This window comes from Streptomyces netropsis (assembly GCF_014203545.1).
GTDB lineage: Bacteria > Actinomycetota > Actinomycetes > Streptomycetales > Streptomycetaceae > Streptomyces > Streptomyces netropsis.
Window position 1 is genome coordinate 16,035 of sequence record NZ_JACHJG010000003.1, and the last position, 25,190, is coordinate 41,224.

Sequence of the window (25,190 nt, forward strand, 5' to 3'; positions counted from 1 at the left end):
ATCAGCCCATGTGCGGGTAGCCGTACTCGGTCGGCGGGACCAGCGTCTCCTTGATGGAGCGGGTCGAGGTCCAGCGCATCAGGTTGGACGCGGCGCCGGCCTTGTCGTTGGTGCCGGACGCGCGGCCGCCACCGAAGGGCTGCTGGCCGACGACGGCGCCGGTCGACTTGTCGTTGATGTAGAAGTTGCCCGCGGCGAAGCGGAGCTTCTCCATCGCGTCGGCCGCCGCGTAGCGGTCCTGGGCGATGATCGAGCCGGTCAGGGCGTACGCCGAGACGGACTCCATCTGGGCCAGCATCGCGTCGAAGTCGGCGTCCTCGTAGACGTGGACGGCGAGGATCGGGCCGAAGTACTCGGTCGTGAAGACCTCGTTCTCCGGGTCCGTGCACTCGATGACCGTCGGGCGGACGAAGTAGCCGACCGAGTCGTCGTACGTGCCGCCCGCGACGATCGTGCAGGTCGGGTCGGACTTGGCACGGTCGATCGCAGCCTTGTTCTTGGCGAACGAGCGGTCGTCGATGACGGCGCCGATGAAGTTCGACAGGTCGGTGACGTCACCCATGGTGATGCCGTCGACCTCGGCCGCGAACTGCTCCTTGAGGCCGTTGTCCCAGAGGGAACGCGGGACGTAGGCGCGGGAGGAGGCCGAGCACTTCTGGCCCTGGAACTCGAAGGAGCCGCGGGTCAGCGCGGTCTTCAGGATCGCCGGGTCGGCGCTCGGGTGCGCCACGACGAAGTCCTTGCCGCCGGTCTCGCCGACCAGGCGCGGGTAGGACTTGTACTTCTCGATGTTGTTGCCGACCGTCTTCCACAGGTACTGGAAGGTCTTGGTCGAGCCGGTGAAGTGGATGCCGGCCAGCTCGGGGTGGTTCAGGGCCACCTCGGAGACGGCGATGCCGTCACCGGTCACCAGGTTGATGACGCCCTTGGGCAGGCCCGCCTCCTCCAGGAGCTGCATCAGCAGCACGGCGGAGTGGGTCTGGGTCGGGGACGGCTTCCAGACGACCACGTTGCCCATCAGGGCCGGGGCGGTCGGCAGGTTGCCCGCGATGGCGGTGAAGTTGAAGGGCGTGATCGCGTACACGAAGCCCTCGAGCGGACGGTGGTCGCTGCGGTTCCACACGCCGGCGGAGTTGGCGACCGGCTGCTCGGCGAGGATCTGGCGCGCGAAGTGCACGTTGAAGCGCCAGAAGTCGACGAGCTCACAGGGGGTGTCGATCTCCGCCTGCTGGGCGGTCTTCGACTGGCCCAGCATGGTGGAGGCGGCCAGCGTCTCGCGCCAGGGGCCGGCCAGCAGCTCGGCGGCGCGCAGGATGATCGCCGCGCGGTCGTCGAAGGACATCGCGCGCCACGCCGGGGCGGCGGCCAGGGCGGCGTCGACCGCGTCCTGGGCGTCCCGGGTGGTGGCGTTGTTGAAGGTGCCGATGACGGCCGCGTGGTTGTGCGGCTGCACGACCTGGAACGGCTCGCCGCCGCCCATCCGCTTCTCACCGTTGATGGTCATGGGCAGGTCGATGGGGTTGCCGGCCAGCTCCTTGAGCTTGGCCTCGAGGCGGGCACGCTCCGGGGAACCGGGGGCGTAGCTGTGCACCGGCTCGTTGACCGGCGCGGGGACCTGGGTGACGGCGTCCATGAGTTCCGTGTCTCCTTCGGGCTCTTGCGGGGGTTCTGGGGGTGTCAGCCCGTGGTGAGGATGGAACGGGCGAAGAACAGCAGGTTCGCGGGCTTCTCGGCGAGGCGACGCATGAAGTAGCCGTACCAGTCGGTGCCGTACGCCGTGTACACCCGCATCCGGTGGCCCTCGGCGGCCAGCCGGACGTGCTCGTCGCTGCGGATGCCGTACAGCATCTGGAATTCGTACTCATCCAGTTTGCGCCCCGCCTGCCGCGCCAGCTCCTGCGAGATGGCGATCAGACGCGGGTCGTGCGACCCGATCATCGGGTAGCCCTCGCCCTGCATGAGGATCTTGACGATGCGGACGAACGCCTTGTCGATCTCGGCCTTGTCCTGGTACGCGACGGAGGCGGGCTCCTTGTACGCACCCTTAACGATACGCACCCGGCTGCCGGCCGCGGCGAGCCGGCGGGCGTCGTCCTCGGTGCGGAAGAGGTAGGCCTGGATCACACAGCCGATCTGCGGGAAGTCCTTCCGCAGCTCCTCGTGGATGGCGAACATCGAGTCGAGGGTGGTGTGGTCCTCGGCGTCCAGGGTGACCGTGGTGCCGATGGCGGCGGCGGCCTCGACGACCGGGCGCACGTTGGCGAGCGCCAGCTCGTGGCCGCCCTCCAGGGCCTGGCCGAACATGGAGAGCTTGACCGACATCTCGGCCTTGGTGCCCAGGCCGAGCGCCTTGAGGCGGTCGACCAGCTCGAGATAGGCGTCACGGGCGGCGTACGACTGCTCGACCGTGGTGATGTCCTCGCCCACGACGTCCAGGGTGACCTCGAGGCCCTTGGCCGCGGCGTCCTGCACGATCGGGATGACCTGATCGACGGTCTCGCCGGCGATGAACCGGTCGACGACCTGCTTGGTGCCCGGGGCAGCCGACACGAAACGGCGCATCTTGTCGCTGCGCGAAGCGGCGAGGATCACGGGAGCCAGCACGGGCACCTCCACAATGACGGCCGCCCCCACCTGGGGAGTCGGCATAAGTAACTCAACGTGAAACGTAGAGTTCACGCCACCGCGCGGCCATCGACAGCTGTCACGCATCCGTGGCCGGGATCTCAGACATATGTATGACAATGGGGAAAGGGGCATGGGGAATACCCGAGGAGAGGAGCGGAGCGCGGCATGCGGGGCGACTATCAGCAGCTCGTGGACGACATCTCGGCGGCGCTCGGCGCGCCCGCGACGCTCGAGGACCGTGACTTCGGGCTGATCGCGTTCGGCGCCCACGGCGGTGACGACGATCTCGACCTGATGATGGACCCCGTCCGTACCCGCTCGATCCTCCAGCGCCGGTCGACGGCGGCGGTACGGGCGTGGTTCGAGGCGTTCGGCATCGCGCGGGCGCAGTCGCCGCTACGGATTCCGCCGGACCCGGCGGCGGGGGTGTTCAAGGGGCGCATCTGTCTGCCCGTGCGCCACCGCGGAGTGGTCCACGGCTATGTCTGGCTGCTGGACGACGAGCAGCTGGCGGGGCTCGATCTCAGCCTGCCCTACGCGGACCCCCGGCTCGCGCACGCCATGGAGACCGCCGACCGGATCGGTGCGCTGCTGGCCGCGGAGGCCCGGGCCGGGGCCGAGCTGGGCGAGCTGCTGCGGGAGCTGCTGACGGCCCGCCCCGCCGGGCGGGACGCGGCGCGCGGCGCGCTGCGGGAGGCGCTCGGCCCGGCGGCGGACGGCCCGCTGGCGCTCGTCGCGGTGGCCCCGTGGCGCCCGGTGGGCGAACCCGGCTCCGCCGTGGAGGAGCCGGACCGGTCGGCGGCGCAGCCGGACACGGGCTCCGGCTCGATGCTCGCCGCGCAGTCGGGCGTCGCCGCGCTCTGCGCGGTCCCGGACTCACTGCCCGACGGCTCGGCGGCGCTCGCCGCCCTGGTCCGGCTGCGCGCCGTCACCACGCCCGCCCCGGCCCGCACCGCGGCGGAGCGGCTGCTGCGCTCCCCGCGCGCGGCCGGCCCGGCCGCGGCCGCCACGGCGGGGATCGGCACCCCCCGCCGGGGCCTGGCCGAGCTGCCCACCGCCTGGTCGGAGGCGCTGGCCGCGGCGCGCGCGGCGGGCGCCGCGGCCGGGTCGGGGCGGCGGCTGGGACCGGTGGCGGAGTGGGAGGCGCTCGGCGCGTACCGCGCGCTGACGGCGCTGCCGGCCGACCGCGCGGCGGATCCGGCCGTGCTGCGCCTGCTCGAGCCCGCCAACACCGAGCTGGCCCGGACGGCGGAGACCTTCCTCGACTCCGCCGGCCAGGCGGGCCGGGCGGCCGCCGCCCTCGGCATCCACCGCCAGACCCTCTACTACCGCCTCGCGCGCGTGGAGCAGCTCACCGGCCTCGACCTGGACGAGGGCGAGGACCGGCTGCTGCTGCACATGTCGCTCAAGGCGTCCCGGCTCTAGGGCCCGGGGCGCCCTCAGCCCTCCTCGGCCGTGATCGCCTGTACGGGACAGGCCCGCACCGCCTCCTGTACGAGCGGGTCGCCGGCGCCGTCCTCACGGCCCGGCAGGACGGCGCCGAATCCGTCGTCGTCCTGGGTGAAGACACCGGGCGCGGCGAGGGCGCACTGGCCGCTGCCGATACAGGTGTCCGCGTCGATGGCGAGCTTCATGACGGGCTCCGTTCTCTCCGTGTGCCGCTGGTCGGCCGCTCGCGTCACCACGCGACCGGCAGGGTGAACAGTCCCTGCAGGGTCGTGGCGGGCTTGATGAGCAGCTCGTCACGGGCAACGGCGATCCGCAGGGTGGGGATGCGGGTCAAAAGGGTGGTGAAGGCGATTTCCAGCTCGGCGCGGGCCAGGTTCTGCCCCAGGCACTGGTGGATGCCGAAGCCGAAGGCGACGTGGTGCCGGGCCGAGCGGCGGACGTCGAGCACCCCGGGCCGCTCGTAGACGCCCGCGTCACGGTTGATCAGCGAGGCCCCGAGGATGACCCCGTCCCCCGCCCGTACGGTCTGGCCGGCGACCTCGATGTCCGCGGTGGCGACCCGCACCATGACGTCGGCGATGGACAGATAGCGCAGCAGTTCCTCGACCGCGCCCGGCATCAGGGCCGGATCGGCGCGCAACGCGGCGAGCTGGTCCGGGTGTTCGTGGAGGGTGTACATCCCGAGGGAGATCATGTTGGCGGTGGTCTCGTGCCCGGCGACGAGCGTGACCATGGCCGTCATGACCAGGTCCCGGCGGTCGAGCTGGCCTTCCGTGAGGCGGTCGGCGATGAGTTCGTCGAGCAGCCCTTCGCCGGGGGCCGCTTCCTTGCGGGCGATGAGCCCGTCGAGGTAGTCCTCGAACTCCTGCCGGATCCCCCGCGCCTGGGCCCCCGTCTCCGAGAGCAACAGGGCCCGGGACAGGGATTCGAAGAGTTCGTGCTCCTCATAGGGGACGCCGAGCAGTGAACAGATGACCATGGACGGCAGGGGCAGGGCGTACGCGGAGACGAGCTCCGCCTCCGGCCCGCCGGCGAGCATCGCGTCGATGAGCTCGTCCGCGATCCGCTGGATCTGCGGACGCATGGCGGCGATCCGCTTGAGCCCGAAGCTGGGGATCAGCATGCGGCGCTGCCGGGCGTGCTCGGGGTCGTCGTAGCCGATGAGCGGGAGGGGGGCCTCGCCCTGCCCCTCGGCTCGGGCCGCGAAGACCGGAAAGGCCGGATTCTGCCGGTCCGAGGAGAGCCTCTGGTCGGTGAGCAGGGCGCGCCCCTCGGCGTGCCCGGTCACCAGCCACACCTCGCGGCCGTCGTACAACGTCACGCGCGACAGGGGACCGCGCTCGGCCAGGGCCTCGTGGCCGGCGGGGGGCTGGTAGGGGCAGGTACGGGCACGGGGGAAATCGGGGGCGGTGGCGCTCTGCTCCACGCGGCCGTCGGCGTCGGTGGTGCCGTCGTCGACAACGACGTCGCTGCTGGTGCGGCTCCGGGTCACGGTCAACCTCCCAGTTCGGGACTGACGTCCTCCCCCCTCCCTACCCATGGCGAGGCGTCAGCTTGCCGGACTGGGTACGGTTCGGGCCATATTTCCGTTCAACCACCAACAAGTCCCCCACGTCCCCGCCCGTCAGCTCTCCGGCACGGGCTCGCCGCTCAGGGCCGTGCCGGTCATGACCCTGCGCATGCCCTCGACGATCTCGGTGCCGGTGGGCGCGGCCGTGGGGTCCATGAGCCACTGCACGAACAGGCCGGTGAACAGGGCGTGGTAGAAGGCACCCGCGGTCCGCGTCGCCTCCGTGGGGACCTCCGTGTCCTCGACGCCCTCGAACATGGCGACCATGCCCTCGCGGCCACTGGGCAGCACCTCGGCGAACTTCTCCTTGAGGGCGGGGTTGCTCTCCAACTGCCCGATCACTTCGAGCTGCGCGGCCCAGAACGGCCGGTTCGTCGCGAACCCTACGAGCAACGCGTCGAGCACCGAAGCGAGGTGTTCGTTCCGGGAGCCCCGGGGGTCGGCGGCGGCCAGCGAGCGGCCGACCTCGTCGCCCCACTCCTCGGTCATCTGCAGGAACGCCGCCATCATCAGCGCGTCCTTGGAGCCGTAGTGGTAGCCGATGGAGGCGAGGTTGGCGCCGGAGGCGGCCACGATGTCGCGCGCGGTGGTGCGCACCCAGCCCTTTTCGAGCAGGCAGCGCTTCGCGCCTTCGAGCAGATCTTCGCGATGTCCCATGTCAGAACCCTAGCGCCGCCCCATACGCCCGTACCAGACAACCGTCCTACACAAGCGTCATAGACAAGCGTTTAAGACACCCGTATATTCATGGTCATGACGAACCCCAGCGCACGCGCCGGGCGCAGGGAATGGACGGCTTTCGTCGTCCTCCTGCTGCCCCTCCTCCTGGTCTCGATGGACGCCTCCGTCCTGTTCTTCGCGGTGCCCTCCATCAGCGAGTCGCTCGACGCCTCCGCCACCCAGCAGCTGTGGATCTTCGATGTCTACGCCTTCGCCCTCGCCGGGCTGCTGATCACGATGGGGTCGCTCGGCGACCGGGTCGGCCGCCGCAAGCTGCTGATGTTCGGGGCGGCGGCCTTCGGGACGGCCTCGGTGGCGGCCGCGTACGCGCAGAGCGCGGAGATGCTGATCGTGGCGCGTGCCGTGCTCGGGATCGGCGGTGCGACCCTGATGCCGAGCACGATGGCGCTGGTGCGGAACATGTTTCACGACGACGCCCAGCGCACCAAGGCCATCGGCATCTGGTCCGGGGCCATGGCGGGCGGTATCGCGCTCGGGTCGGTGCTGGGCGGGGTGATGCTGGAGCACTTCTGGTGGGGCTCGGTCTTCCTGATCAACGTCCCCGCGATGGTGCTGCTGCTGGTGCTCGTGCCGTTCCTGGTGCCGGAGTACAAGGACCCGAAGCCGGGCCGGTTCGACCTGCTGAGCGTGCCGCTGTCGATGGCCGCCGTGCTCCCGGTGACCTACGGGCTCAAGGAGATCGCCGCCGAGGGGTTCAGCGTGCCGATGGCACTGTGCGTCGCCGCCGGCCTGGTCGTGGGCTGGATGTTCGTACACCGCCAGCGCACCCTGCGGTCCGCGATGATCAGCCGTGAGCTGTTCCGCCACCGCGCCTTCGGGGCGGGCGTCGCACTCAACACCGTGGCGGCGTTCGGCATGATGGGATCGGTCTACTTCACCACCCAGTACCTGCAGTCCGTGCTCGGCAAGGGCCCGATGGAGGCCGCGCTGTGGAGCGTCGTCCCGTCCCTCGCGGTCGGCGTCGCCGCGCCCGTCGCGACGGTGGTCGCACAGAAGGTCGACAAGGCGTATGTCATCGCCGCCGGATTCGTCGTCGCCGCCCTGGGCTACGCCGTCCTGACCGGGGCCGGCACCGACTCGCTGTGGACGACGCTGATCGGCGCCGGTGTCATCGGCTGCGGCATCGTGACGGTCATGGCCCTGGTCTCCGACATGGCGCTGTCCACCGCACCGCCGGAGAAGGCAGGTTCGGCGGCCTCGTTGCTGGAGACGGGGCAGGAGTTCGGCGGTGCGCTCGGTATGGCGGTCTTCGGCAGCGTCGGTGTCGCCGTCTACCGCCGTGACGTGACCGACTCCCTGCCCGCGGACCTGCCGCACGGGGCGCTGGAGGCGGCCCGCGAGACGCTCGGCGGGGCGGCGGGCGTGGCGGCCGGGCTGCCGGGCCGGGCGGGCGAGACCGTCCTGGCCGTCGCCCGCGACGCCTTCACCCACGGCATGAACCTCGCCGCCTTCGGCGGAGCCGCCGTGCTGGCCCTCGCCGCCGTCGGCGCCGTGGCCGCGCTGCGGGGGGTGACGTCGGCGCCGGAGCACCCCGCCGCCGAGGAGACCGCGCCCGATGCGGTCCTCACCCACCACTGAGCGGGTCGGCCCTCACCGGTCACCCTCACACCGAGCGGCGCCCCCGTCCACCCGGACCGGGGCGCCGCTCCGTCATGACCGCCCCCAGCCCGTCGAGCAGCCGGTCCAGCCCGAACGCGAACATCGAGTCGGGATCGAAGCCGATGTCGGGGTACGCGAGGATCTGCGCGTACATCGGGTAGTTCCCGCCGTCGAGGATCTCCGCCAACCGCCCGTGCCGGGTCTTCAGCCACTGCGCGTGGGTGAGGCCCGTGTCCTGCTCGGCCTCCGCCTCGTCCTCCAGGTTCACGGCGAGACCGCGCACATAGCCCGCCACCGTGACGGTCGTGTGCAGCAACGCGGGCGTGTCGGGCAGGAGTTCACGGGCCGGGGCCATCATCCACTCCATCAGGGCCAGCGCGTTCCCGGACAGTGGCGGCCGGGTGAACGACATCGCCTTCGCGAGCCAGGGGTGCCGGCGGTAGAGCGCCCATTGCAGCCGGGCGCCCGTCGCCAGCCGCCCCCGCCAGTCCGCGGGCGCGTCCGCCGGCAGCTCGACCTCGCCGAAGACGACGTCCGCCATCAGCACGACCAGCTCGTCCTTGCCCGGCACGTAGCGGTACAACACCATGGTGGAGACGCCGAGTTCGGCGGCGAGGGCGCGCATCGACAGGGCCGCCGAACCGCCCGCGTCGGCAAGGGCGATGGCCGTGCGCACGACGCGTTCCCGGCTGAGCACGGACTCGGCCGGCCGTTTCCGGGGCCGCCGGGACGACCGTACGGGCGGCTCCCCGCACGCTCCCGAAGTGTCGACGACCGTACCGACGCCGGGCACCGCCCGCACGAGCCCTTCCCGTCGCAGCGTCGCCAGCACCTTGGTGGCGGTCGTCATCGCCACCCCCCACTCCTGGGTGATCCGGCGGGCGGAGGGGACCTTCTGGCCCGCGCGCAGCTCACCGGAGGCGATGCGCGTCCTGAGTTCGGCGGCGATCCGCAGATAGGGAGCCGGATCCGTGGACTGTCCAGGTGCGCCCATGGCCGACAGGCTAGGACGGCAAGGGGGCCAAGGGCGAGCGCCGCCTGATCGAGGGTGACGCGACGGGGTCGCCCCCGGCCGGGGGAGACCGTCACCTTCGCGCAGATGATGCGGGACGCGTACGCGAAGGGGCCCGGGGCCGATCCCCGCACGCGTGGGACGGTCCGGGGACCCGGCGGGCCGGGCCCCCGTACCGTACGGCGGCCGTCAGTCGGTCAGGTTGACCGCGCGGGCCGACGCGGCGCCGATCTCCTCGGAGATCTCCGCGAGCACGGGTGCCGGGATCGACTCGTCGACCGTGAGGGCGACCAGCGCCTCGCCGCCCTCCGTGGCGCGGGAGACCTGCATTCCGGCGATGTTGATGCCCGCCTCGCCCAGGATGCGGCCGACCGTGCCGACGACGCCGGGGCGGTCACCGTAGCGGAGGAAGGCCATGTGGTCGGCGAGCCCGAGGTCCACGTCGTGCTCACCGACGGCGACGATCTTCTGGAGGTGCTTCGGGCCGGCCAGCGTGCCGGAGATGGACACCTCGCCGCCGCCCGAGAGCGTGCCGCGCACGGTGACCACGTTGCGGTGGTCGGGCGACTCGGAGCTGGTGGTCAGCCGGACCTCGACGCCGCGCTCCTGCGCGAACAGCGGGGCGTTGACGTAGCTCACCGTCTCGTCGACGACGTCCTCGAACACGCCCTTGAGCGCGCTCAGTTCGAGCACCTTCACATCGTGCTGGGTGATCTCGCCGTAGACCTCGACGTCGAGCCGGACCGCGACCTCGCCCGCGAGGGCGGTGAAGATCCGGCCCAGCTTCTCGGCCAGCGGCAGCGCGGGCTTGACGTCCTCGGCGATGACCCCGCCCTGGACGTTGACGGCGTCCGGCACCAGCTCGCCCGCGAGTGCGAGCCGCACGGACCGCGCGACCGCGATGCCCGCCTTCTCCTGCGCCTCGCCCGTGGAGGCGCCGAGGTGCGGGGTGGCGACCACGTTGTCGAAGTCGAAGAGCGGGGAGTCGGTGCACGGCTCGGTGGTGTAGACGTCGAGGCCCGCGGCCGCGACCCGGCCCTCCTTCAGGGCCGTCGCCAGCGCGGCCTCGTCCACGATCCCGCCGCGGGCGGCGTTGACGATGCGGACCGAGGGCTTGACCTTGTGCAGCGCGTCGTCACCGATCAGCCCGAGGGTCTCGGGGGTCTTCGGCAGGTGCACGGTGATGAAGTCCGCGACCTCCAGCAGCTCGTCGAGGGTGAGGAGCTTCACCCCCATCTGCGCGGCGCGCGCGGGCTGCACGTACGGGTCGTAGGCGACGACCTTCATGCCGAACGCGGACATGCGCTGGGCCACGAGGACACCGATCCGGCCGAGACCGACGACGCCGAGGACCTTCTCGGACAGCTCGACGCCGGTGTACTTCGAGCGCTTCCACTCACCGTTCTTGAGCGCGGTGTTGGCCTGCGGGATGTTGCGGGCGGTGGCGATGAGCAGACCGCAGGCCAGCTCGGCGGCGGTGACGATGTTGGACGTCGGGGCGTTGACGACCATCACGCCGGCCTTGGTGGCGGCGGAGACGTCGACGTTGTCCAGGCCGACTCCGGCGCGGGCGACGACCCGCAGCTTCTTCGCGGCCGCGATGGCCTCGGCGTCGATCTTGGTGGCGGAGCGCACGAGGATGGCGTCCACGTCGGCGACGGCGGGCAGCAGCTCGGCGCGGTCCGCGCCGTTGCAGTGCCGGATCTCGAAATCCGGGCCGAGGGCGTCGACGGTGGCGGGCGACAGCTCTTCGGCGATGAGTACAACGGGTTTACGGGACGAAGCAGTGCTCACGTGGTCCTCACTAGTCCTTTGCGGGACGGCCGTCCCTACGGCCGAAGGCGGTGAAGGGGGCAGCCGCGTGGAAGACGCACGACGCTGTGAGCCTGACGCGTTTGTGCTCCGCAGTGTATCGGGGACCCGGGCCCGGGCCCGGGCGGACGGGAAAAGGTCACCCGCCGGGTGCGGCTTCGTGTCGCCCTCAATCGCCGGGCAGGCTATTTCAAGCCTGCCCGGCGATTGAGGGCAAAGGGGTTCGGCGGGCGAAGCCCCCGGCACCCCCAGGACCGCGCCGAAGGCACTTACTCCTTGTCGTCCACCCAGCTCATCAGCTTGCGGAGCTTCTTGCCGGTGGTCTCCAGCAGGTGGTCCTGGTCGGCCTTCTTGTACTCGTTGTACTTCGGCAGACCGTCGTTGTACTCCTTCATCCAGTTGTTGGCGAAGGTGCCGTCCTGGATCTCACCGAGGACCTTCTTCATCTCGGCCTTGGTCTGGTCCGTGATGATCCGCGGGCCGGTGATGTAGTCGCCCCACTCGGCGGTCTCGGAGACCGACCAGCGCATCTTCTCCAGGCCGCCCTCGTACATCAGGTCCACGATCAGCTTGAGCTCGTGGAGGCACTCGAAGTACGCGATCTCCGGCTGGTAGCCCGCCTCGACCAGGGTCTCGAAGCCCGCCTTGACCAGCGCGGAGGCACCGCCGCAGAGCACGGCCTGCTCACCGAACAGGTCGGTCTCGGTCTCCTCGGTGAAGGTGGTCTTGATGACACCGGCGCGGGTGCCGCCGATGGCCTTGGCGTAGGAGAGCGCCAGGGCGAAGCCGTTGCCCGTGGCGTCCTGCTCGACGGCCGCGATACACGGAACGCCGCGGCCCTCCTCGTACTGACGGCGCACCAGGTGACCGGGGCCCTTGGGGGCGACCATGCAGACGTCGACGCCGGCCGGGGGCTTGATGAAGCCGAAGCGGATGTTCAGGCCGTGACCGAAGAACAGCGCGTCGCCGTCCTTGAGGTGGTCCTTGATGGACTCCTCGTAGACCTTGCCCTGGATCGGGTCCGGGACGAGGATCATGATGACGTCGGCCTCGGCCGCCGCCTCGGCCGGGGTGACGACCCGCAGGCCCTGCTCCTCGGCCTTCGCCTTGGACTTGGAGCCCTCGTGCAGACCGACGCGGACGTCCACGCCCGAGTCGCGCAGCGACAGCGCGTGGGCGTGGCCCTGGCTGCCGTATCCGATAACCGCGACCTTGCGGCCCTGGATGATGGACAGGTCGGCGTCGTCGTCGTAGAACAGCTCGGCAGCCACTTGGGGTATCTCCTTGAGTTCCGGTTGTACGTCCCACCGTATGACGGGCGGGTGCGGGAAGGTGTTCGGGTCTCGGTATCCGGGCGCGTCCCGGATCGACGGGGGTGGAGCGGGCGGCGGCGTCCTCGGGGGACGCCGCGCGCCGGGGGTGCGCGTCAGGCCGAGCGGTCCAGGGCGCGCAGGCTGCGGTCCGTGATGGACCGGGCGCCACGCCCTATGGCGATCGTCCCGGACTGCACCAGCTCCTTGATGCCGAAGGGCTCCAGCATCTTGAGCATCGCGCCGAGCTTGTCGCTGCCGCCGGTGGCCTCGATGGTGACGGCCTCCGGGGAGACGTCGACGGTCTTGGCGCGGAAGAGCTGGACGATCTCGACGATCTGGGAACGGGTCTCGTTGTCGGCGCGGACCTTCACCAGGACGAGTTCACGCTGGATCGCGGCGCTGTCCTCCAGCTCGACGATCTTCAGGACGTTGACGAGCTTGTTGAGCTGCTTGGTGACCTGCTCCAGCGGCAGCGTCTCGACGTTGACGACGATGGTGATGCGGGAGATGTCGGGGTGCTCGGTGACCCCGACGGCGAGCGAGTCGATGTTGAAACCGCGGCGGGCGAACAGGGCGGCGATCCGGGTGAGGATGCCGGGGGTGTTCTCCACCAGGACGGAGAGCGTGTGCTTGGTCATCTCGTTCTTCCTCGTCGTCCTCGAAAGTCCTCAGTCGTCTTCGTTGTCGCCGAAGTCCGGGCGGACGCCGCGCGCCGCGAGGATCTCGTCGTTGGAGGTGCCGGCGGCGACCATCGGCCAGACCATGGCGTCCTGGTGGACGATGAAGTCCACCACCACGGGGCGGTCGTTGATGGCGTTGGCCTGCTCGATGACGGCGTCGAGCTGGGCCGGGTCCTCGCAGCGCAGCCCCACGCAGCCCATGGCCTCCGACAGCTTGACGAAGTCCGGGACCCGGGTGCCGGCGGCGGCTTCCTTGCCGTCGTGCTCGGGGCCGGAGTGCAGCACGGTGTTGGAGTAGCGCTGGTTGTAGAAGAGGGTCTGCCACTGGCGGACCATCCCGAGCGCGCCGTTGTTGATGATCGCGACCTTGATCGGGATGTTGTTCAGCGCGCAGGTGACCAGTTCCTGGTTGGTCATCTGGAAGCAACCGTCGCCGTCGATGGCCCACACCGTGCGCTCGGGCACGCCGGCCTTGGCGCCCATGGCGGCCGGGACCGCGTACCCCATCGTCCCGGCGCCGCCGGAGTTCAGCCAGGTGGAGGGCTGTTCGTAGTCGATGAAGTGCGAGGCCCACATCTGGTGCTGACCGACGCCGGCCGCGTAGATGGTGCCCTCGGGGGCGAGTTGCCCGATGCGCTGGATGACCTGCTGCGGGGAGAGGCTGCCGTCCTCGGGCTGGTCGTAGCCCAGCGGGTAGGTGTCGCGCCAGCGGTTGAGGTCGGTCCACCAGTCGCCGTAGTCACCCCGGTGCCCTGCGGCGTGCTCCGTCTGGAGGGCGACGATCAGGTCCGCGATGACCTCGCGGGCGTCACCGACGATGGGGACGTCGGCGGCGCGGTTCTTGCCGATCTCCGCGGGGTCGATGTCCGCGTGGACGATCTTGGCGTGGGGGGCGAAGGAGTCGAGCTTGCCGGTGACGCGGTCGTCGAACCGCGCGCCGAGGGCGACGATCAGGTCCGCCTTCTGCAGGGCGGTGACGGCGGCGACCGCACCGTGCATGCCCGGCATGCCGACGTGCAGCGGGTGGCTGTCGGGGAAGGAGCCCAGCGCCATCAGGGTGGTGGTGACGGGGGCGCCGGTCAGCTCGGCGAGGACCTTCAGCTCGGCCGTGGCACGGGCCTTCAGCACGCCGCCGCCGACGTAGAGCACCGGCCGTCTGGCCTGCGTGATCAGCTTGGCGGCCTCGCGGATCTGCTTGGCGTGCGGCTTGGTGACGGGACGGTAGCCGGGCAGATCGGTGTGCGGCGGCCAGACGAAGGTGGTCTGTGCCTGGAGGGCGTCCTTGGCGATGTCGACGAGCACCGGGCCGGGCCGGCCGGTGGAGGCGACGTGGAACGCCTCGGCGATGGTCCGGGGGATCTCCGCCGGGTCGGTGACCAGCCAGTTGTGCTTGGTGATCGGCATGGTGATGCCGCAGATGTCCGCCTCCTGGAAGGCGTCCGTACCGATCGACTTGGAGGCGACCTGACCGGTGATGGCGACCAGCGGGACGGAGTCCATGTGGGCGTCGGCGATCGGGGTGACGAGGTTGGTCGCGCCGGGGCCCGAAGTGGCCATGCAGACCCCGACCTTGCCGGTGGCCTGCGCGTATCCGGTGGCCGCGTGACCCGCGCCCTGCTCGTGGCGGACCAGGATGTGGCGAACCTTCGAGGAGTCCATCATCGGGTCGTACGCCGGGAGGATCGCACCGCCCGGGATGCCGAACACGGTGTCGGCCCCGACCTCCTCCAGCGCACGGATGAGGGACTGCGCGCCCGTGACGTGCTCGACGGTGGCGGGCTGCTGCGCCCCGCCGCTACGGGCCCGCGGCTGCGGATGATGGGCCCCGGTGGCCTGCTCGGTCATCGACTTCTCTTCTCGAAGGATTCGGCGATTTCGATGGGTTCGATGGAAATACGACGGAGATTTGTGGGGGTCTGCGAGGTTCCGGTGCAACAAAAAACCCCTCGTGCCGTGAGGCAAGCGAGGGGAGCACGTCGGTGTGGTCAGCAGGGATCAAGACGATGGCCTGCTTCAGCCGACGCGCTTTCCAAGTACGAGAATTCGGGTGCGCATGGCACTGACCCTCCCCCCGCCGCCCACGAGGTGTCAAGTGGGTGGGACGGGCGTCTCATTATTTGAGCGCAATGGAGCATGGGCGAGCGAGCCCGCGCCGCCCGCCGCTCCGGATCGTACGGGCAGCGAACCCCCGACGAGCACCTGTTCCGCATCGTCCACCGGTACGGACTCAGCGGCCGGCACCGCGTACGCGCCCCGGTCGAGGGCGTGGCGCAGCCGGTGCTCGTCGACGGGGCCGGTGAAGGCGGCGCCCAGCCCGTGGGTGCAGCCCATGGTGCGCAGGGCGTGCGCCTGCTCGGGCACGTCCACGCCCTCGGCGACGGACTGCATCCCGAGGTCGGCCGCGATCTTCAGCAGCCCGGCAGTGATCTTGTGCAGCCGGGGGGACTCGATGACCCCTTCGACCAGCCCCCGGTCGATCTTGAGGACGTCGATCGGGAGCCTGCGCAGCGCGCTGATCGCGGCGTATCCGCTGCCGAAGCCGTCCAGGGCGATGCGCACGCCGAAGCGGCGCAGGGCGACCAGCCGTCGCTCCAGCTCGTCCAGCGGGATCCGCGGATCGCTGCCGGACAGCTCCAGGGTGAGCGCGCCCGTGGGCAGGGCGTGCCGGATGAGCAGCGCCTCCAGGTTCTTCGGGGGCTGGGACTTGTCCAGCAGCCGGGCGCCGGAGAGCCGGACGTAGACGGGCACGCCGTAGCCCGCGAGGCGGCGCTGCGCGGCGTGCTCGAGCGCCTTCTCCAGCGTCCAGCGGCCGAGCTCGGCGGTGCGCGCGCTCTCGTCGGCCCGCTCCATCTCGGCCACCCGGAGGAACTCGGCCGGGGTGAAGAGGATGCCCTGGGTCGAGCGCCAGCGGGGCTGTGCGGCGACCGCGGTGATCCGGCCGCTCGACAGCTCCACCACGGGCTGGTGCAGCAGTGCGAACTCGCCGTCGTGCAGGGCGGTGCGCAGCCGGGTGGCCAGCTCGGCGCGGCGTACGACGTCGGCCTGCATCTGCGGTGCGTACAGCTCGACGCGGCCCTTTCCGGCCTGCTTCGCGCGGTACATCGCGAGGTCGGCGTTGCGCATCAGGCCGCCGGGGGTGATGCCGGGCTCGGCGAAGGCGACGCCGATGCTGGCGGCGACGCGGACCTCCTGGCCGCCCTCCACCTTGTACGGCTGGGAGAGGGTGAGCCGCAGCCGGTCGGCGATCTCGTGGATGCGGTACTCGCGCGCGGCGGGGTCGCGGGTGCCGTCGCCGATGATCAGCGCGGCGAACTCGTCGCCCCCGAACCGCGCGGTGCTGTCCCCGGCCCGTACCGACTCCTGGAGCCGGCGGGCCGCCTGGACGAGCAGCTCGTCGCCTGCCTGGTGGCCGACGGTGTCGTTGACCGCCTTGAAGCCGTCGAGGTCGATGAAGAGCACGGCGGTGCCCGCGTCGGTCGCTCTGCGGCCGGCGAGGGCCTGCTGGACGCGCCTGGTGAACAGGGCGCGGTTGGGCAGGTCGGTGAGCGGGTCGTGCTCGGCCGTGTGCTGCAACTGGGCCTGGAGACGGACCCGCTCGGTCACGTCCCGGCTGTTGAAGATCAGGCCGCCGTGGTGGCGGTTGACGGTGGACTCCACGTTGAGCCAGTCGCCGCTGCCGGAGCGGAAGCGGCACTCGATGCGAGTGGTGGGCTCCTCGGCGGGTGGCGCGGCGAGGAAGCGGCGCACCTCGTGGACGACCCGGCCCAGGTCCTCGGGGTGGATGAGGGAGGCCAGCTCGGAGCCGACCAGCTCCTCGGCGTCGCGGCCGTAGACCCCGGCGGCGGCGGGGCTGACGTAGCGCAGTATCCCGGTGGGGGCGGCGATCATGATGACGTCGCTGGAGCCCTGGACCAGGGAGCGGAAGTGGTTCTCCTTCTGCGCCAGCTCCTGGGTGAGGGAGATGTTGTCCAGCAGCATGATGCCCTGCCGGACGACGAGGGCCAGGACGACCGTACAGCCGGTGAAGAGCACGACGCGGTCGACCTGGTGGCCGTCGAGGACGTTGTACAGGATGCCCAACGTGCAGACGGCGGCGGCGAGATACGGGGTGAGGGCGGCGAGCGAGCCGGCGATGGGCCGGCTGGGGTGCTGGGCCGTTTTGCCCGCCTGGCCGGCCTGGACCGGCCGGCTCGCGGTGTCGTCGCCCTTCTCGCGGGCCACCCAGGGTGCGTACGCCATCAGCATGTACCCCGCGAACCAGCCCGCGTCGAGGATCTGGCCGGAGCGGTAGTTCGCCTTCAGCAGCGGCGAGGTGAACAGGGCGTCGCACAGGACGGTCAGGGCGAGGGCCGCGATGGCGGTGTTGATCGCGGAGCGGTTGGCGGACGAGCGGCGGAAGTGCAGCGCCAGCACCATGGAGACCAGCACGATGTCGAGCAGCGGGTAGGCCAGCGAGAGCGCGGCGTGCGCCACGGTCTCGCCCTCGAAGTGCGCGGTGTGCGCGAGCGCCAGGCTCCAGGAGAGCGTGAGCAGGGAGCCGCCGATCAGCCAGGCGTCGAGCGCGAGGCAGACCCAGCCGGCCCGGGTGACCGGGCGGCGGGCGAGGACCAGCAGGCCGATGATGGCGGGCGGCGCGAAGAGCAGGAAGCAGAAGTCGGCCGGGGACGGGGTGGGCACCTGCTGGCGCAGGATCACCTCGTACCAGCCCCAGACCGCGTTGCCGAAGCCGGCCATCGCGGAGGAGGCCGCGAAGAGCAGCCAGGCGGGCCGAAAGCGGGTGTTGCGCGTGCGGCTGTACCAGGAGCAGGAGATCGCGGCGAGGACGGCGGCGCCGCTGAGCCCGAAGTCGCCCATGACGCGCGCCAGCTCGGGCGAGCCCCAGCCGAGGGCCGCGCCCGTGGCGTAGCCGCCGCAGACCAGGGCCAGCAGGAGCTGGGACCACAGCCCGGAGCCGGCGGGGGCCGACTGGCGGGGCAGCGTCGCTCCGGGGGCGCTCACCGCGCCGCCGTCCCGGGCCGGGGGCTCACAAGGAGCCGTGGAACCGGGGTCGCGGCGCGGCGGAGTCGTGATCGGCGCATGAGCCGCGTCGGGTAGATCGTCCATTGGCCGTGCATCGCCCGTCGCCCCCCTCGAGTCGCGGTACCTCGCTGCGGCCGTACGGTGCGCGGCGCAGCCCCCGGTCGGGACGATACACCAGACTCGTCACTCAGGGACATAGGTCATATACGCAGCGTAACTAGGCAGGGGTTTATGGATACGCAGTGCAGTCAAACGGTACCTCTACGTGCCTCTACGCGGCGCTGACTACGACATTTCGCAGAGGCTCGTCCAGTACAAATCTGGCCAGTTGATCGCGGAGCAGGGCCTTGGCGCGGGGCAGAAACGCCGACGAAGGACCACCCACATGGGGGGTGACAAGGGTCCCCGGAGCGGTCCACAGCGGGTGCCCCGGGGGCAGCGGCTCGGGGTCGGTCACGTCCAGTGCGGCCCGCAGCCGGCCGCTCTCCAGCTCGGCGAGGAGCGCCTTGGTGTCCACGACGGCGCCGCGCGCGATGTTCACCAGAAGGGCCCCGTCCTTCATCCGGGCGAGGAACCCCGCGTTGACGAGTCCCCGGGTCTCCTCGGTGAGCGGCGTCGCGAGAATCACCACGTCGGCGTCGGGAAGCAACTCGGGCAGGGAGGCGACCGGATGCACCGGACCGCGCGCGGTGTTACGCGCGGAGCGCGCGACGCGCGCCACCCGCGCGCACTCAAAGGGCGCGAGCCGGTCCTCGATCGCACTGCCGATCGAGCCGTAGCCGACGATGAGCACGGAGCTGTCGGCGAGCGCCGGGCGGAAGCCCTGCCGCCACTCCCCCGCGTCCTGGGCCCGCACGAAGCCGGGGATGTCCCGCAGGGCGGCGAGGGTCAGCGCGAGGGCCAGCTCGGCGGTGCTCGCGTCGTGCAGCCCGCGGGCGTTGCACAGCAGGGCGCCCGACGGGAGCTGCGGCACGGCGGGCAGGATGTGGTCCACGCCGGCGGTGAGGGTCTGCACGACCCGCAGCCGCGGCATGTGCGCCAGCGGCCGGGCGCACACCTCGGGGGGCGACAGGTAGGGCACGCCGTAGAAGACGCACCGGGCGGGGTCGGTGGGGAAGTCCGAGACCCCGGCCCAGTAGGCGTAGTCGAGTTCGCCGGGCAGCCCGTCGATCTCCTCGGGGTGGATGGGCAGCCACGCCAGTGGGCGCCCGGAACCGCTGTGATCTGCACTCATGCAAGGAGGCTATGCGAACCGGCCGGGACCACAGAGGTTAGTTTGGGGGCGAGGAACGGGAGGGTACGGCGGGTGGAGCGCAGGACAATCGGTGCGACGGCGCTCGAGGTGGGCGCGATCGGCCTCGGGTGCATGCCCATGCACTGGGCGTACACCGCCTCCCAGCAGAGCGGCGAGGGAGCCCTGCGCACGGTGCACGCGGCGCTCGACGCCGGGGTGAGCCTGCTGGACACCGCCGATATGTACGGGCCCTTCACCAATGAGTTGCTCGTGGGGCGGGTATTGCGGGAGCGGCGCTCGGAGGCGTTCGTCTCGACCAAGTGCGGGCTGCTGGTGGGCGAGCAGCACGTCGTCGCCAACGGCCGCCCCGGCTATGTGAAGCGGGCGTGCGACGCCTCGCTGCGCCGCCTCCAGACCGATGTCATCGACCTCTACCAGCTGCACCGGCCCGACCCCGAGGTGCCGGTCGAGGAGACCTGGGGCGCGATGGCGGAGCTGGTCTCCGCGGGAAAGGTGCGCGCGCTGGGGTGGTGCGCGATCGGGGCGCGCACCCACCGCCGGTCCCGGGCGGGACTCTACGACGCGACGGTCCGGCAGCTGGAGCGCGTGCAGCAGGTCTTCCCGGTGAGCTGTGTGCAGGCGGAGCTGTCGGTGTGGTCGCGGGAGGCGCTCGACGCGCTGGTCCCGTGGTGCGCGTCGCGGGGCGTGGGGCTGCTGGCCGCGATGCCTCTGGGGAATGGTTTCCTCAGTGGCACGCTCACTCCGGGCCAGGGCTTCGAGCCGGAGGACATCCGGGCCCGCCATCCGCGCTTCACCGCGGAGATGATGGCCGCCAACCAGCCGATCGTGGCGGGGCTGCGCCGGGTCGCGCACCGCCACGACGCCTCCGCCGCGCAGGTCGCGCTGGCGTGGGTGCTGGCACAGGGGCGGCACGTGGTGCCCGTACCGGGCACGAAGAAGGCGCGGTGGGCGGTGCACAACGCCGCCGCGGCCGAACTGCGGCTCACCGGGGAGGACTTCGCGGAGCTGGCGGCACTGCCGAGGGCACTGGGCTCCTGGTACTGACCGTACGGCCCGGGCGCCGACCGGCACGGGCGGCGCGGTGTCCGTGGTGCGGCGCGGTGTGCCGCGGTGCGGTGTATAAGGAACGCAGCACACAGGAACGCAGTACAGGAGAACGCCGCGCTCCGGCGGGCCGTCCCCGTGAGAGGAACGAACCGTGCGACGTACCGCCGTCACCGCCGCGCTGGCCGCCGCCGCGCTGCTGATCGTCACGGGCTGCTCCACCGGCGAACTCCCCGACGGCGTCGCCACCTCCGGCGACCGGACGCCGCCGGTGTCCAAGTCCCCCGGCTCCGGCGGGCCTTCGGGCTCCGCCCCGGCCGCCGCCTCCCCCGCCCCGGCCAAGGGCTCGGTCGAGGTCGTCCGTACGCTCACCACGAAGCTCGGCTCCCCGTGGGGCGTGGCCACGCTGCCCGACGGGGATCTGCTGGTGGCCTCCCGCGACACGGCGAAGATCTTCCACGTCGCGGTGAAGGACGGCAAGCAGACCGAGCTGGGCTCGGTGCCCGGCGTCTCGCCGGGCGGCGAGGGCGGGCTGCTGGGCCTCGCCGTGACCGCCGACTTCGACACCGATCACCAGGTGTACGCCTACTTCACGACCGAGTCCGACAACCGCGTCGCGAGCATGCTCTACGACGGGCGGAAGCCCGCGGGGCGCCGGCTCGGCGCGCCGAACACGGTCTTCCGGGGCATTCCCAAGGGCACCGTCCACAACGGCGGCCGGATCGCCTTCGGCCCCGACAAGATGCTCTACGCGGGCACGGGCGAGAGCGGGCGGCGCGGCCTGGCCCAGGACCAGGAGTCGCTCGGCGGGAAGATCCTGCGCATGACCCCGGACGGCAGACCCGCCCCGGGCAATCCGCGGGCCGACTCGGTGGTCTACTCCTTGGGGCACCGCAATGTGCAGGGCCTGGCGTGGGACGCGGACAAACGGCTGTGGGCGGCGGAGTTCGGCCAGGACACCTGGGACGAGCTGAACCTCATCGAGCCGGGCAAGAACTACGGCTGGCCGCTGGTCGAGGGCAAGGGCGGCAGGAGCGGCTACGTGGACCCCGTCGCACAGTGGAAGACCGCCGACGCCTCCCCCAGCGGCCTCGCCTACGCGCAGGGCTCGCTGTGGCTCGCCGGTCTGCGCGGCGAGCGGCTCTGGCGCGTCCCGCTGGCGGGCGCCGGGCCGGCGGCCGCCCCGCAGCCGTTCCTGCCGGGCGAGTACGGGCGGCTGCGGACGGTCGTCGCGGCGGACGACGGCGGGCTGTGGCTCACGACGAGCAACACCGACGGTCGCGGCAAGCCCGGTGACCAGGACGATCGTCTGCTGCGGCTGAAGGTGGGCTGACCGGCCGGGGCCGCGCCCGAAGGGACGCGCGAACCGTCTGCCTACACTGAGGGGGACAGTTGAGCGAGGGGGTTGACGTGTTCAACGTATTCGAAGAACTGTTCTCGCCCGGGCGGAAGCACGAGGAAGAGGAGCAGAACCGGCTGGAGCTGGTTCGCGACGACGTCGGCGACGCCGACCCGGGCAAGGGCCCGATCGACCTCGAGTCCGGTCAGGTGGTCATCCGGCCTCGGCAGGGCTGAACAACCGGAACCGGTGGGCCAGGGCCGCCGCCTCGCCACGGCCCGAAACCCCCAGCTTGGCGAGGATGTTGGACACGTGCACGCTCGCCGTCTTCGGCGAGATGAACAGCTCCTCGGCTATCCGGCGGTTGCTGTGGCCCATCGCGACCAGCCGGAGGACGTCCCGCTCGCGCGGGGTGAGACCGAGCGACTCGGCGGGCGCGGGCTCCTCGGCGGCCGGCGGCGGCGCGGTGGCCGCGGTGAGCGGCAGCCGGGCACGGCGGGCCAGCAGTTCCACCGCCTCGCGCAGGGGCCGGGCACCGATCCGGTCCGCGGTCGCGTAGGCCTGCCTGAGCGGCTCCGCGGCGGCCTCCGCGCCGGATCCGTCGGTGGCCAGCAGGGCCTCGGCCCAGCGGTAGCGGACCCGGGCCAGCTCGTAGGGGCGGTCCGTGGCCTCGAAGGCGGCCACCGCGTCCGCCCAGCGGCCCGCGTCCTGCCGGCCGTCCTCGGCCCGCTGGAGTTCGGCCTCCAGGAAGATCCCGTACGCGTCCCAGACGGGCACGGCCCGGGCGAGCTGCTCGGCCCCGGCCCGGATCCGGGCGAGCACGCCGGCCCGGCCGGGCTCGGCTGCGGGCAGACCGCGGGCGTCGGCCTCGGCCGTGGCGGCGGCCACCAGGAGCGGCCAGACGTAGCGCTGGACGGCCGGGTTCACCCCTTGGTCCAGCACGCCGTCCAGGGCGGTGCGGCCCTCGGTGATCCTGCCCCGGGCGGCGGCGAGCTCGACGGTGAAGCGGGCCAGGGGGATGGTGTGCTGCGGTTCCGGCTGGTGGGCGTCGTAGTGCTCACGGGCGGTGGCCAGCTCGCGCTCGGCGGTCTCCCACTGGCCTCGGGCCAGTGCCAGCCGGGTGAAGCGGTTGGCGGCGATGCCGCGCGACTTGCGGCTCTGGGCGATGCGCAGGCACTCGCGGGCGGCCTCCTCCGACTCCTCCCAGCGGGCGAGCGAGAACAGGGACTCGGACTCGTTCCCGAACACCCAGGCACGGGCGTCGGGCAGGCCGTAGCGGCGCAGTTCCCGGACCCCCTCGGCCGCCACCTCGACGGCCTCCGCCGACCGGCCGACGCCCTCCAGGGCGGAGGCCAGGTTGATGTAGCACCGGCCGAGCACGTGCACGTTGCCCAGCTCGACGACGCGCCCGCAGACCGCGCGCATCTCGGCGATGCCGCCCTCCGCGTCCCCCGCGTCGATCTTCAGGCCGGCCAGGGTGAGCCGGGCGTTGAGCTCCGTGCCCTCGGCGCCGACGAGGCGGGACAGCTCGACGGCCCGTTCGGCGGTGCCGTGGCTCCCCGGCCCGGGGGTGTGGGTGGCCTCCCAGGCGGCGACCTGCGTCAGCACCTCGGCGTGCACGGCGGACGGCGGAAGCCCGCGCACCAGCTCCTGCGCGTGTGCGAACTCCACCCGGGCGTCGCCCCGGCCGAGGGCTCCCAGCATCCTGCCGCGCTGGGTCCGGAACCAGGCGGCCCGCAGCGGGTCCTTGTCCTCGTCGAGCTGGCGCAGCCCGCGCTTGATGAGCGCGAGGGCCCGTTCCCGGTCGCCCGCCATCTGCGCGGCGACGACGATCTCGGCCAGCAGGTCCAGCCGGCGCAGGGCCTCGTCGCTACAGCCGCACGCCGGGTAGACCCCCGCGTCGTCGACGGGGCGCTGGCGTTCGAGGACCTCGGCCGGCACGTCCTCCCACAGCTCCAGCGCGCGCTCCAGCAGCCGTAGTTGCTCGGCGTAGGCGTAGCGGCCGCGGGCCCGCACCGACGCGTCGAGCACGGCGGGCAGCGCCTTGGCCGGGTCGTGGGCGTGGTACCAGTAGCTGGCCAGGCGGGCGGGGCGTTCGTCGGCCCGGACGATCCCGGGCTCGGCCTCCAGTGCCTCGGCGTAGCGGCGGTTGAGCCGGGAGCGCTCGCCGGGCAGCAGGTCGTCCACGACGGCCTCGCGCACCAGGGCGTGCCGGAAGCGGTAGCCGTCGCCGTCGGGGGTGGGGAGCAGGATGTTGGCGCCGACGGCCGAGCGCAGCGCTTCGATCAGCTCGTCCTCGCCGAAGCCGGTGACGGCGCGCAGCAGTTCGTACTCGACGGCGGAGCCGCCCTCGGCGGCGATGCGGACCACGCGCTGCACGCGGTCCGGCAGCGCCTCGACCCTGACGAGCAGCAGGTCGCGGAGGGACTCGCTGAGCCCGGTGGAGCAGCCGCAGGAGAGGGAGGCGACGATCTCCTCGACGAAGAAGGCGTTGCCGTCGGAGCGCTCGAAGATCCGGTCGAGGAGCTCGCGATCGGGGCGGGCGCCGCTGATGCCGGTGAGCTGGGCGCCCACTTCGGCGCGGGTGAAGCGGGAGAGCTCGACGCGGTGCACGCTGCGCGTGCGGTCGAGTTCGGCGAGGAAGGGGCGCAGCGGGTGGCGGCGGTGGATGTCGTCGGAGCGGTAGGTGGCGACGATGACCAGCCGGGCGGTCTGGAGCGAACGGAAGAGATAGCCGAGGAGCTCGCGGGTGGAGCGGTCGGCCCAGTGCAGGTCCTCGATGGCGAGCACGAGCGTGCGGTCGGCGGTGAGCCGCTCCAGCAGCCGGGCGGTCAGCTCGAACAGCCGGGCGCGGCCGTCCTCGTCGTGCGACTCGCGGGCGGTCTCGCCGAGCTCGGGCAGCAGCCGCGCCAGCTCGCCCTCCTGGCCGGCGGCGGCGTCGGCGAGGGCGTCGCCGAGCTTGCGGTGCAGGGCGCGCAGGGCGGTGGAGACGGGCGCGAACGGCAGGCCGTCCGCGCCGATCTCCACGCATCCGCCGACCGCGGTGACCGCGCCCGCCGCCGCGGCGGCGGTCAGGAACTCCTCGACGAGCCGGGTCTTGCCCACGCCGGCCTCGCCGCCGACGAGCAGCGCCTGAGGTTCGCCGTCGGCGGCACGGGCGAGCGCGTCGGTGAGCGCGGCCAGTTCGTCGGAGCGGCCGACGAACACCGGGCTGACGTTGGTGTTCTGCACGGTGCTGAGCATCGCACAGCCGTCCGACAATGGGGTACGGATATCCACGGACCCGGGGGCCGGCACGTCCGTCGCGGTCACGGCTGTCGTGGTCACGGCTGTCGTGGTCACGGCTGTCGCTGTCATGGCTGTCGTGGGCGGGGTCGCCGTGGGCATGGTCGCCGCCACGGTGCTCAGGCGGCGACGCGGTGCGAACGGTGGTGGAGCCGGGCGAGGCGCCGGGTGCCGGTGGACCTCACCCGCCCCTCGGCTTCCCGGCGTACCTGACGGGTCTCGCGGGCGTCCTCGGTCCGGGCGGCGAGCCGGGCCTCGTGGGCCAGCCGGTGTTCGGCGGCCTCACGGGCGAAGTCGGCGGCGCGGAAGTGGTGGAGTGTGAGGTTGAAGTCGAACATGGCGTTCCCCCTGGTGATGACGGGCTTCTCGGTTCGGCGGGCCTTTCTTGGCCCACGAGAAGCTTCGTCTCCCAGGGGGGTCGCGCACATCGGGCGACTGCCTCAT

At 71.9% G+C, this 25,190-nt stretch carries 19 protein-coding genes; 5 read left to right on the forward strand and 14 right to left on the reverse strand.

Translation table 11 applies throughout. The features are described 5' to 3' along the window. Position 1: 1 nt before the first annotated feature. Together pruA and FHS38_RS07905 are read right to left on the reverse strand one after the other, a co-directional pair. The gene (gene pruA, locus FHS38_RS07900) at positions 2 to 1,633 is read right to left on the reverse strand and encodes an L-glutamate gamma-semialdehyde dehydrogenase (protein ID WP_184732287.1); all 1,632 of its coding nucleotides are present in this window, start codon (positions 1,631 to 1,633) and stop codon (positions 2 to 4) included. Positions 1,634 to 1,677: 44 nt separating this feature from the next. After that, positions 1,678 to 2,604 (reverse strand): proline dehydrogenase family protein, encoded by a 927-nt coding sequence (locus tag FHS38_RS07905; RefSeq protein WP_184733354.1) that lies wholly within the window; start codon positions 2,602 to 2,604, stop codon positions 1,678 to 1,680. A 189-nt stretch (positions 2,605 to 2,793) separates the two neighbouring features. On the opposite strand from FHS38_RS07905, the gene FHS38_RS07910 reads away from it, so the two are divergent. Next, on the forward strand, positions 2,794 to 4,053 hold the full coding sequence (locus FHS38_RS07910) for a helix-turn-helix domain-containing protein (protein WP_184732289.1): 1,260 nt from the start codon (positions 2,794 to 2,796) through the stop codon (positions 4,051 to 4,053). A gap of 14 nt (positions 4,054 to 4,067) precedes the next feature. On the opposite strand, the gene FHS38_RS07915 is transcribed toward FHS38_RS07910, so the two are convergent. The 3 genes from FHS38_RS07915 to FHS38_RS07925 all read right to left on the reverse strand — a co-directional run bounded on the left by FHS38_RS07915 (position 4,068) and on the right by FHS38_RS07925 (position 6,304). Next, positions 4,068 to 4,262, reverse strand: coding sequence for a ferredoxin (locus FHS38_RS07915; RefSeq protein WP_184732291.1), 195 nt, complete (start codon positions 4,260 to 4,262; stop codon positions 4,068 to 4,070). Positions 4,263 to 4,306: 44 nt separating this feature from the next. Next, a complete protein-coding gene (locus tag FHS38_RS07920) occupies positions 4,307 to 5,503 on the reverse strand; it encodes a cytochrome P450 (protein WP_229822741.1) in 1,197 nt (398 codons plus the stop codon). A gap of 198 nt (positions 5,504 to 5,701) precedes the next feature. Beyond that, a complete protein-coding gene (locus FHS38_RS07925) occupies positions 5,702 to 6,304 on the reverse strand; it encodes a TetR/AcrR family transcriptional regulator (protein WP_184732295.1) in 603 nt (200 codons plus the stop codon). Positions 6,305 to 6,400: 96 nt separating this feature from the next. Between FHS38_RS07925 and FHS38_RS07930 the strand changes: the two genes are divergently transcribed. Continuing rightward, positions 6,401 to 7,966, forward strand: a complete 1,566-nt coding sequence (locus FHS38_RS07930; protein WP_184732297.1) for an MFS transporter — start codon at positions 6,401 to 6,403, stop codon at positions 7,964 to 7,966. A gap of 25 nt (positions 7,967 to 7,991) precedes the next feature. Here the strand turns inward: FHS38_RS07930 and FHS38_RS07935 are convergent, their stop codons facing one another. The 7 genes from FHS38_RS07935 to FHS38_RS07965 all read right to left on the reverse strand — a co-directional run bounded on the left by FHS38_RS07935 (position 7,992) and on the right by FHS38_RS07965 (position 19,057). Next, complete coding sequence (locus tag FHS38_RS07935; protein WP_184732299.1) at positions 7,992 to 8,981, reverse strand: TetR/AcrR family transcriptional regulator C-terminal domain-containing protein; 990 nt, start codon at positions 8,979 to 8,981, stop codon at positions 7,992 to 7,994. 207 nt (positions 8,982 to 9,188) lie between these two features. After that, positions 9,189 to 10,793 (reverse strand): phosphoglycerate dehydrogenase, encoded by a 1,605-nt coding sequence (serA, locus tag FHS38_RS07940; RefSeq protein WP_184732301.1) that lies wholly within the window; start codon positions 10,791 to 10,793, stop codon positions 9,189 to 9,191. 287 nt (positions 10,794 to 11,080) lie between these two features. After that, positions 11,081 to 12,082 (reverse strand): ketol-acid reductoisomerase, encoded by a 1,002-nt coding sequence (gene ilvC, locus FHS38_RS07945; RefSeq protein WP_184732303.1) that lies wholly within the window; start codon positions 12,080 to 12,082, stop codon positions 11,081 to 11,083. Between the two features lie 155 nt (positions 12,083 to 12,237). Next, complete coding sequence (ilvN, locus tag FHS38_RS07950; RefSeq protein WP_130880067.1) at positions 12,238 to 12,762, reverse strand: acetolactate synthase small subunit; 525 nt, start codon at positions 12,760 to 12,762, stop codon at positions 12,238 to 12,240. A 30-nt stretch (positions 12,763 to 12,792) separates the two neighbouring features. Beyond that, a complete protein-coding gene (locus FHS38_RS07955) occupies positions 12,793 to 14,649 on the reverse strand; it encodes an acetolactate synthase large subunit (protein ID WP_184732306.1) in 1,857 nt (618 codons plus the stop codon). A gap of 243 nt (positions 14,650 to 14,892) precedes the next feature. After that, entirely contained in the window at positions 14,893 to 17,802 is a 2,910-nt protein-coding gene (locus FHS38_RS07960) for a putative bifunctional diguanylate cyclase/phosphodiesterase (RefSeq protein WP_184733355.1), read from the reverse strand. Positions 17,803 to 18,094: 292 nt separating this feature from the next. After that, the gene (locus FHS38_RS07965; protein ID WP_184732308.1) at positions 18,095 to 19,057 is read right to left on the reverse strand and encodes a 2-hydroxyacid dehydrogenase; all 963 of its coding nucleotides are present in this window, start codon (positions 19,055 to 19,057) and stop codon (positions 18,095 to 18,097) included. 72 nt (positions 19,058 to 19,129) lie between these two features. On the opposite strand from FHS38_RS07965, the gene FHS38_RS07970 reads away from it, so the two are divergent. From FHS38_RS07970 to FHS38_RS07980, 3 genes are all read left to right on the forward strand, one after another. Continuing rightward, positions 19,130 to 20,122, forward strand: a complete 993-nt coding sequence (locus FHS38_RS07970; protein WP_184732310.1) for an aldo/keto reductase — start codon at positions 19,130 to 19,132, stop codon at positions 20,120 to 20,122. Positions 20,123 to 20,276: 154 nt separating this feature from the next. Beyond that, positions 20,277 to 21,455, forward strand: a complete 1,179-nt coding sequence (locus FHS38_RS07975) for a PQQ-dependent sugar dehydrogenase (RefSeq protein WP_184732313.1) — start codon at positions 20,277 to 20,279, stop codon at positions 21,453 to 21,455. A 77-nt stretch (positions 21,456 to 21,532) separates the two neighbouring features. After that, positions 21,533 to 21,697 carry a DUF6191 domain-containing protein gene (locus FHS38_RS07980; RefSeq protein WP_184732315.1) on the forward strand — a complete coding sequence of 55 codons (165 nt, stop codon included), beginning with the start codon at positions 21,533 to 21,535 and terminating at the stop codon, positions 21,695 to 21,697. Here the strand turns inward: FHS38_RS07980 and FHS38_RS07985 are convergent. Both FHS38_RS07985 and FHS38_RS07990 read right to left on the reverse strand, forming a co-directional pair. Then, positions 21,675 to 24,704 (reverse strand): helix-turn-helix transcriptional regulator, encoded by a 3,030-nt coding sequence (locus tag FHS38_RS07985; protein WP_184732317.1) that lies wholly within the window; start codon positions 24,702 to 24,704, stop codon positions 21,675 to 21,677. The genes FHS38_RS07980 and FHS38_RS07985 overlap by 23 nt on opposite strands. 161 nt (positions 24,705 to 24,865) lie before the next feature. Beyond that, positions 24,866 to 25,084, reverse strand: coding sequence for a hypothetical protein (locus FHS38_RS07990; RefSeq protein ID WP_184732319.1), 219 nt, complete (start codon positions 25,082 to 25,084; stop codon positions 24,866 to 24,868). Between the last annotated feature and the right edge of the window lie 106 nt (positions 25,085 to 25,190).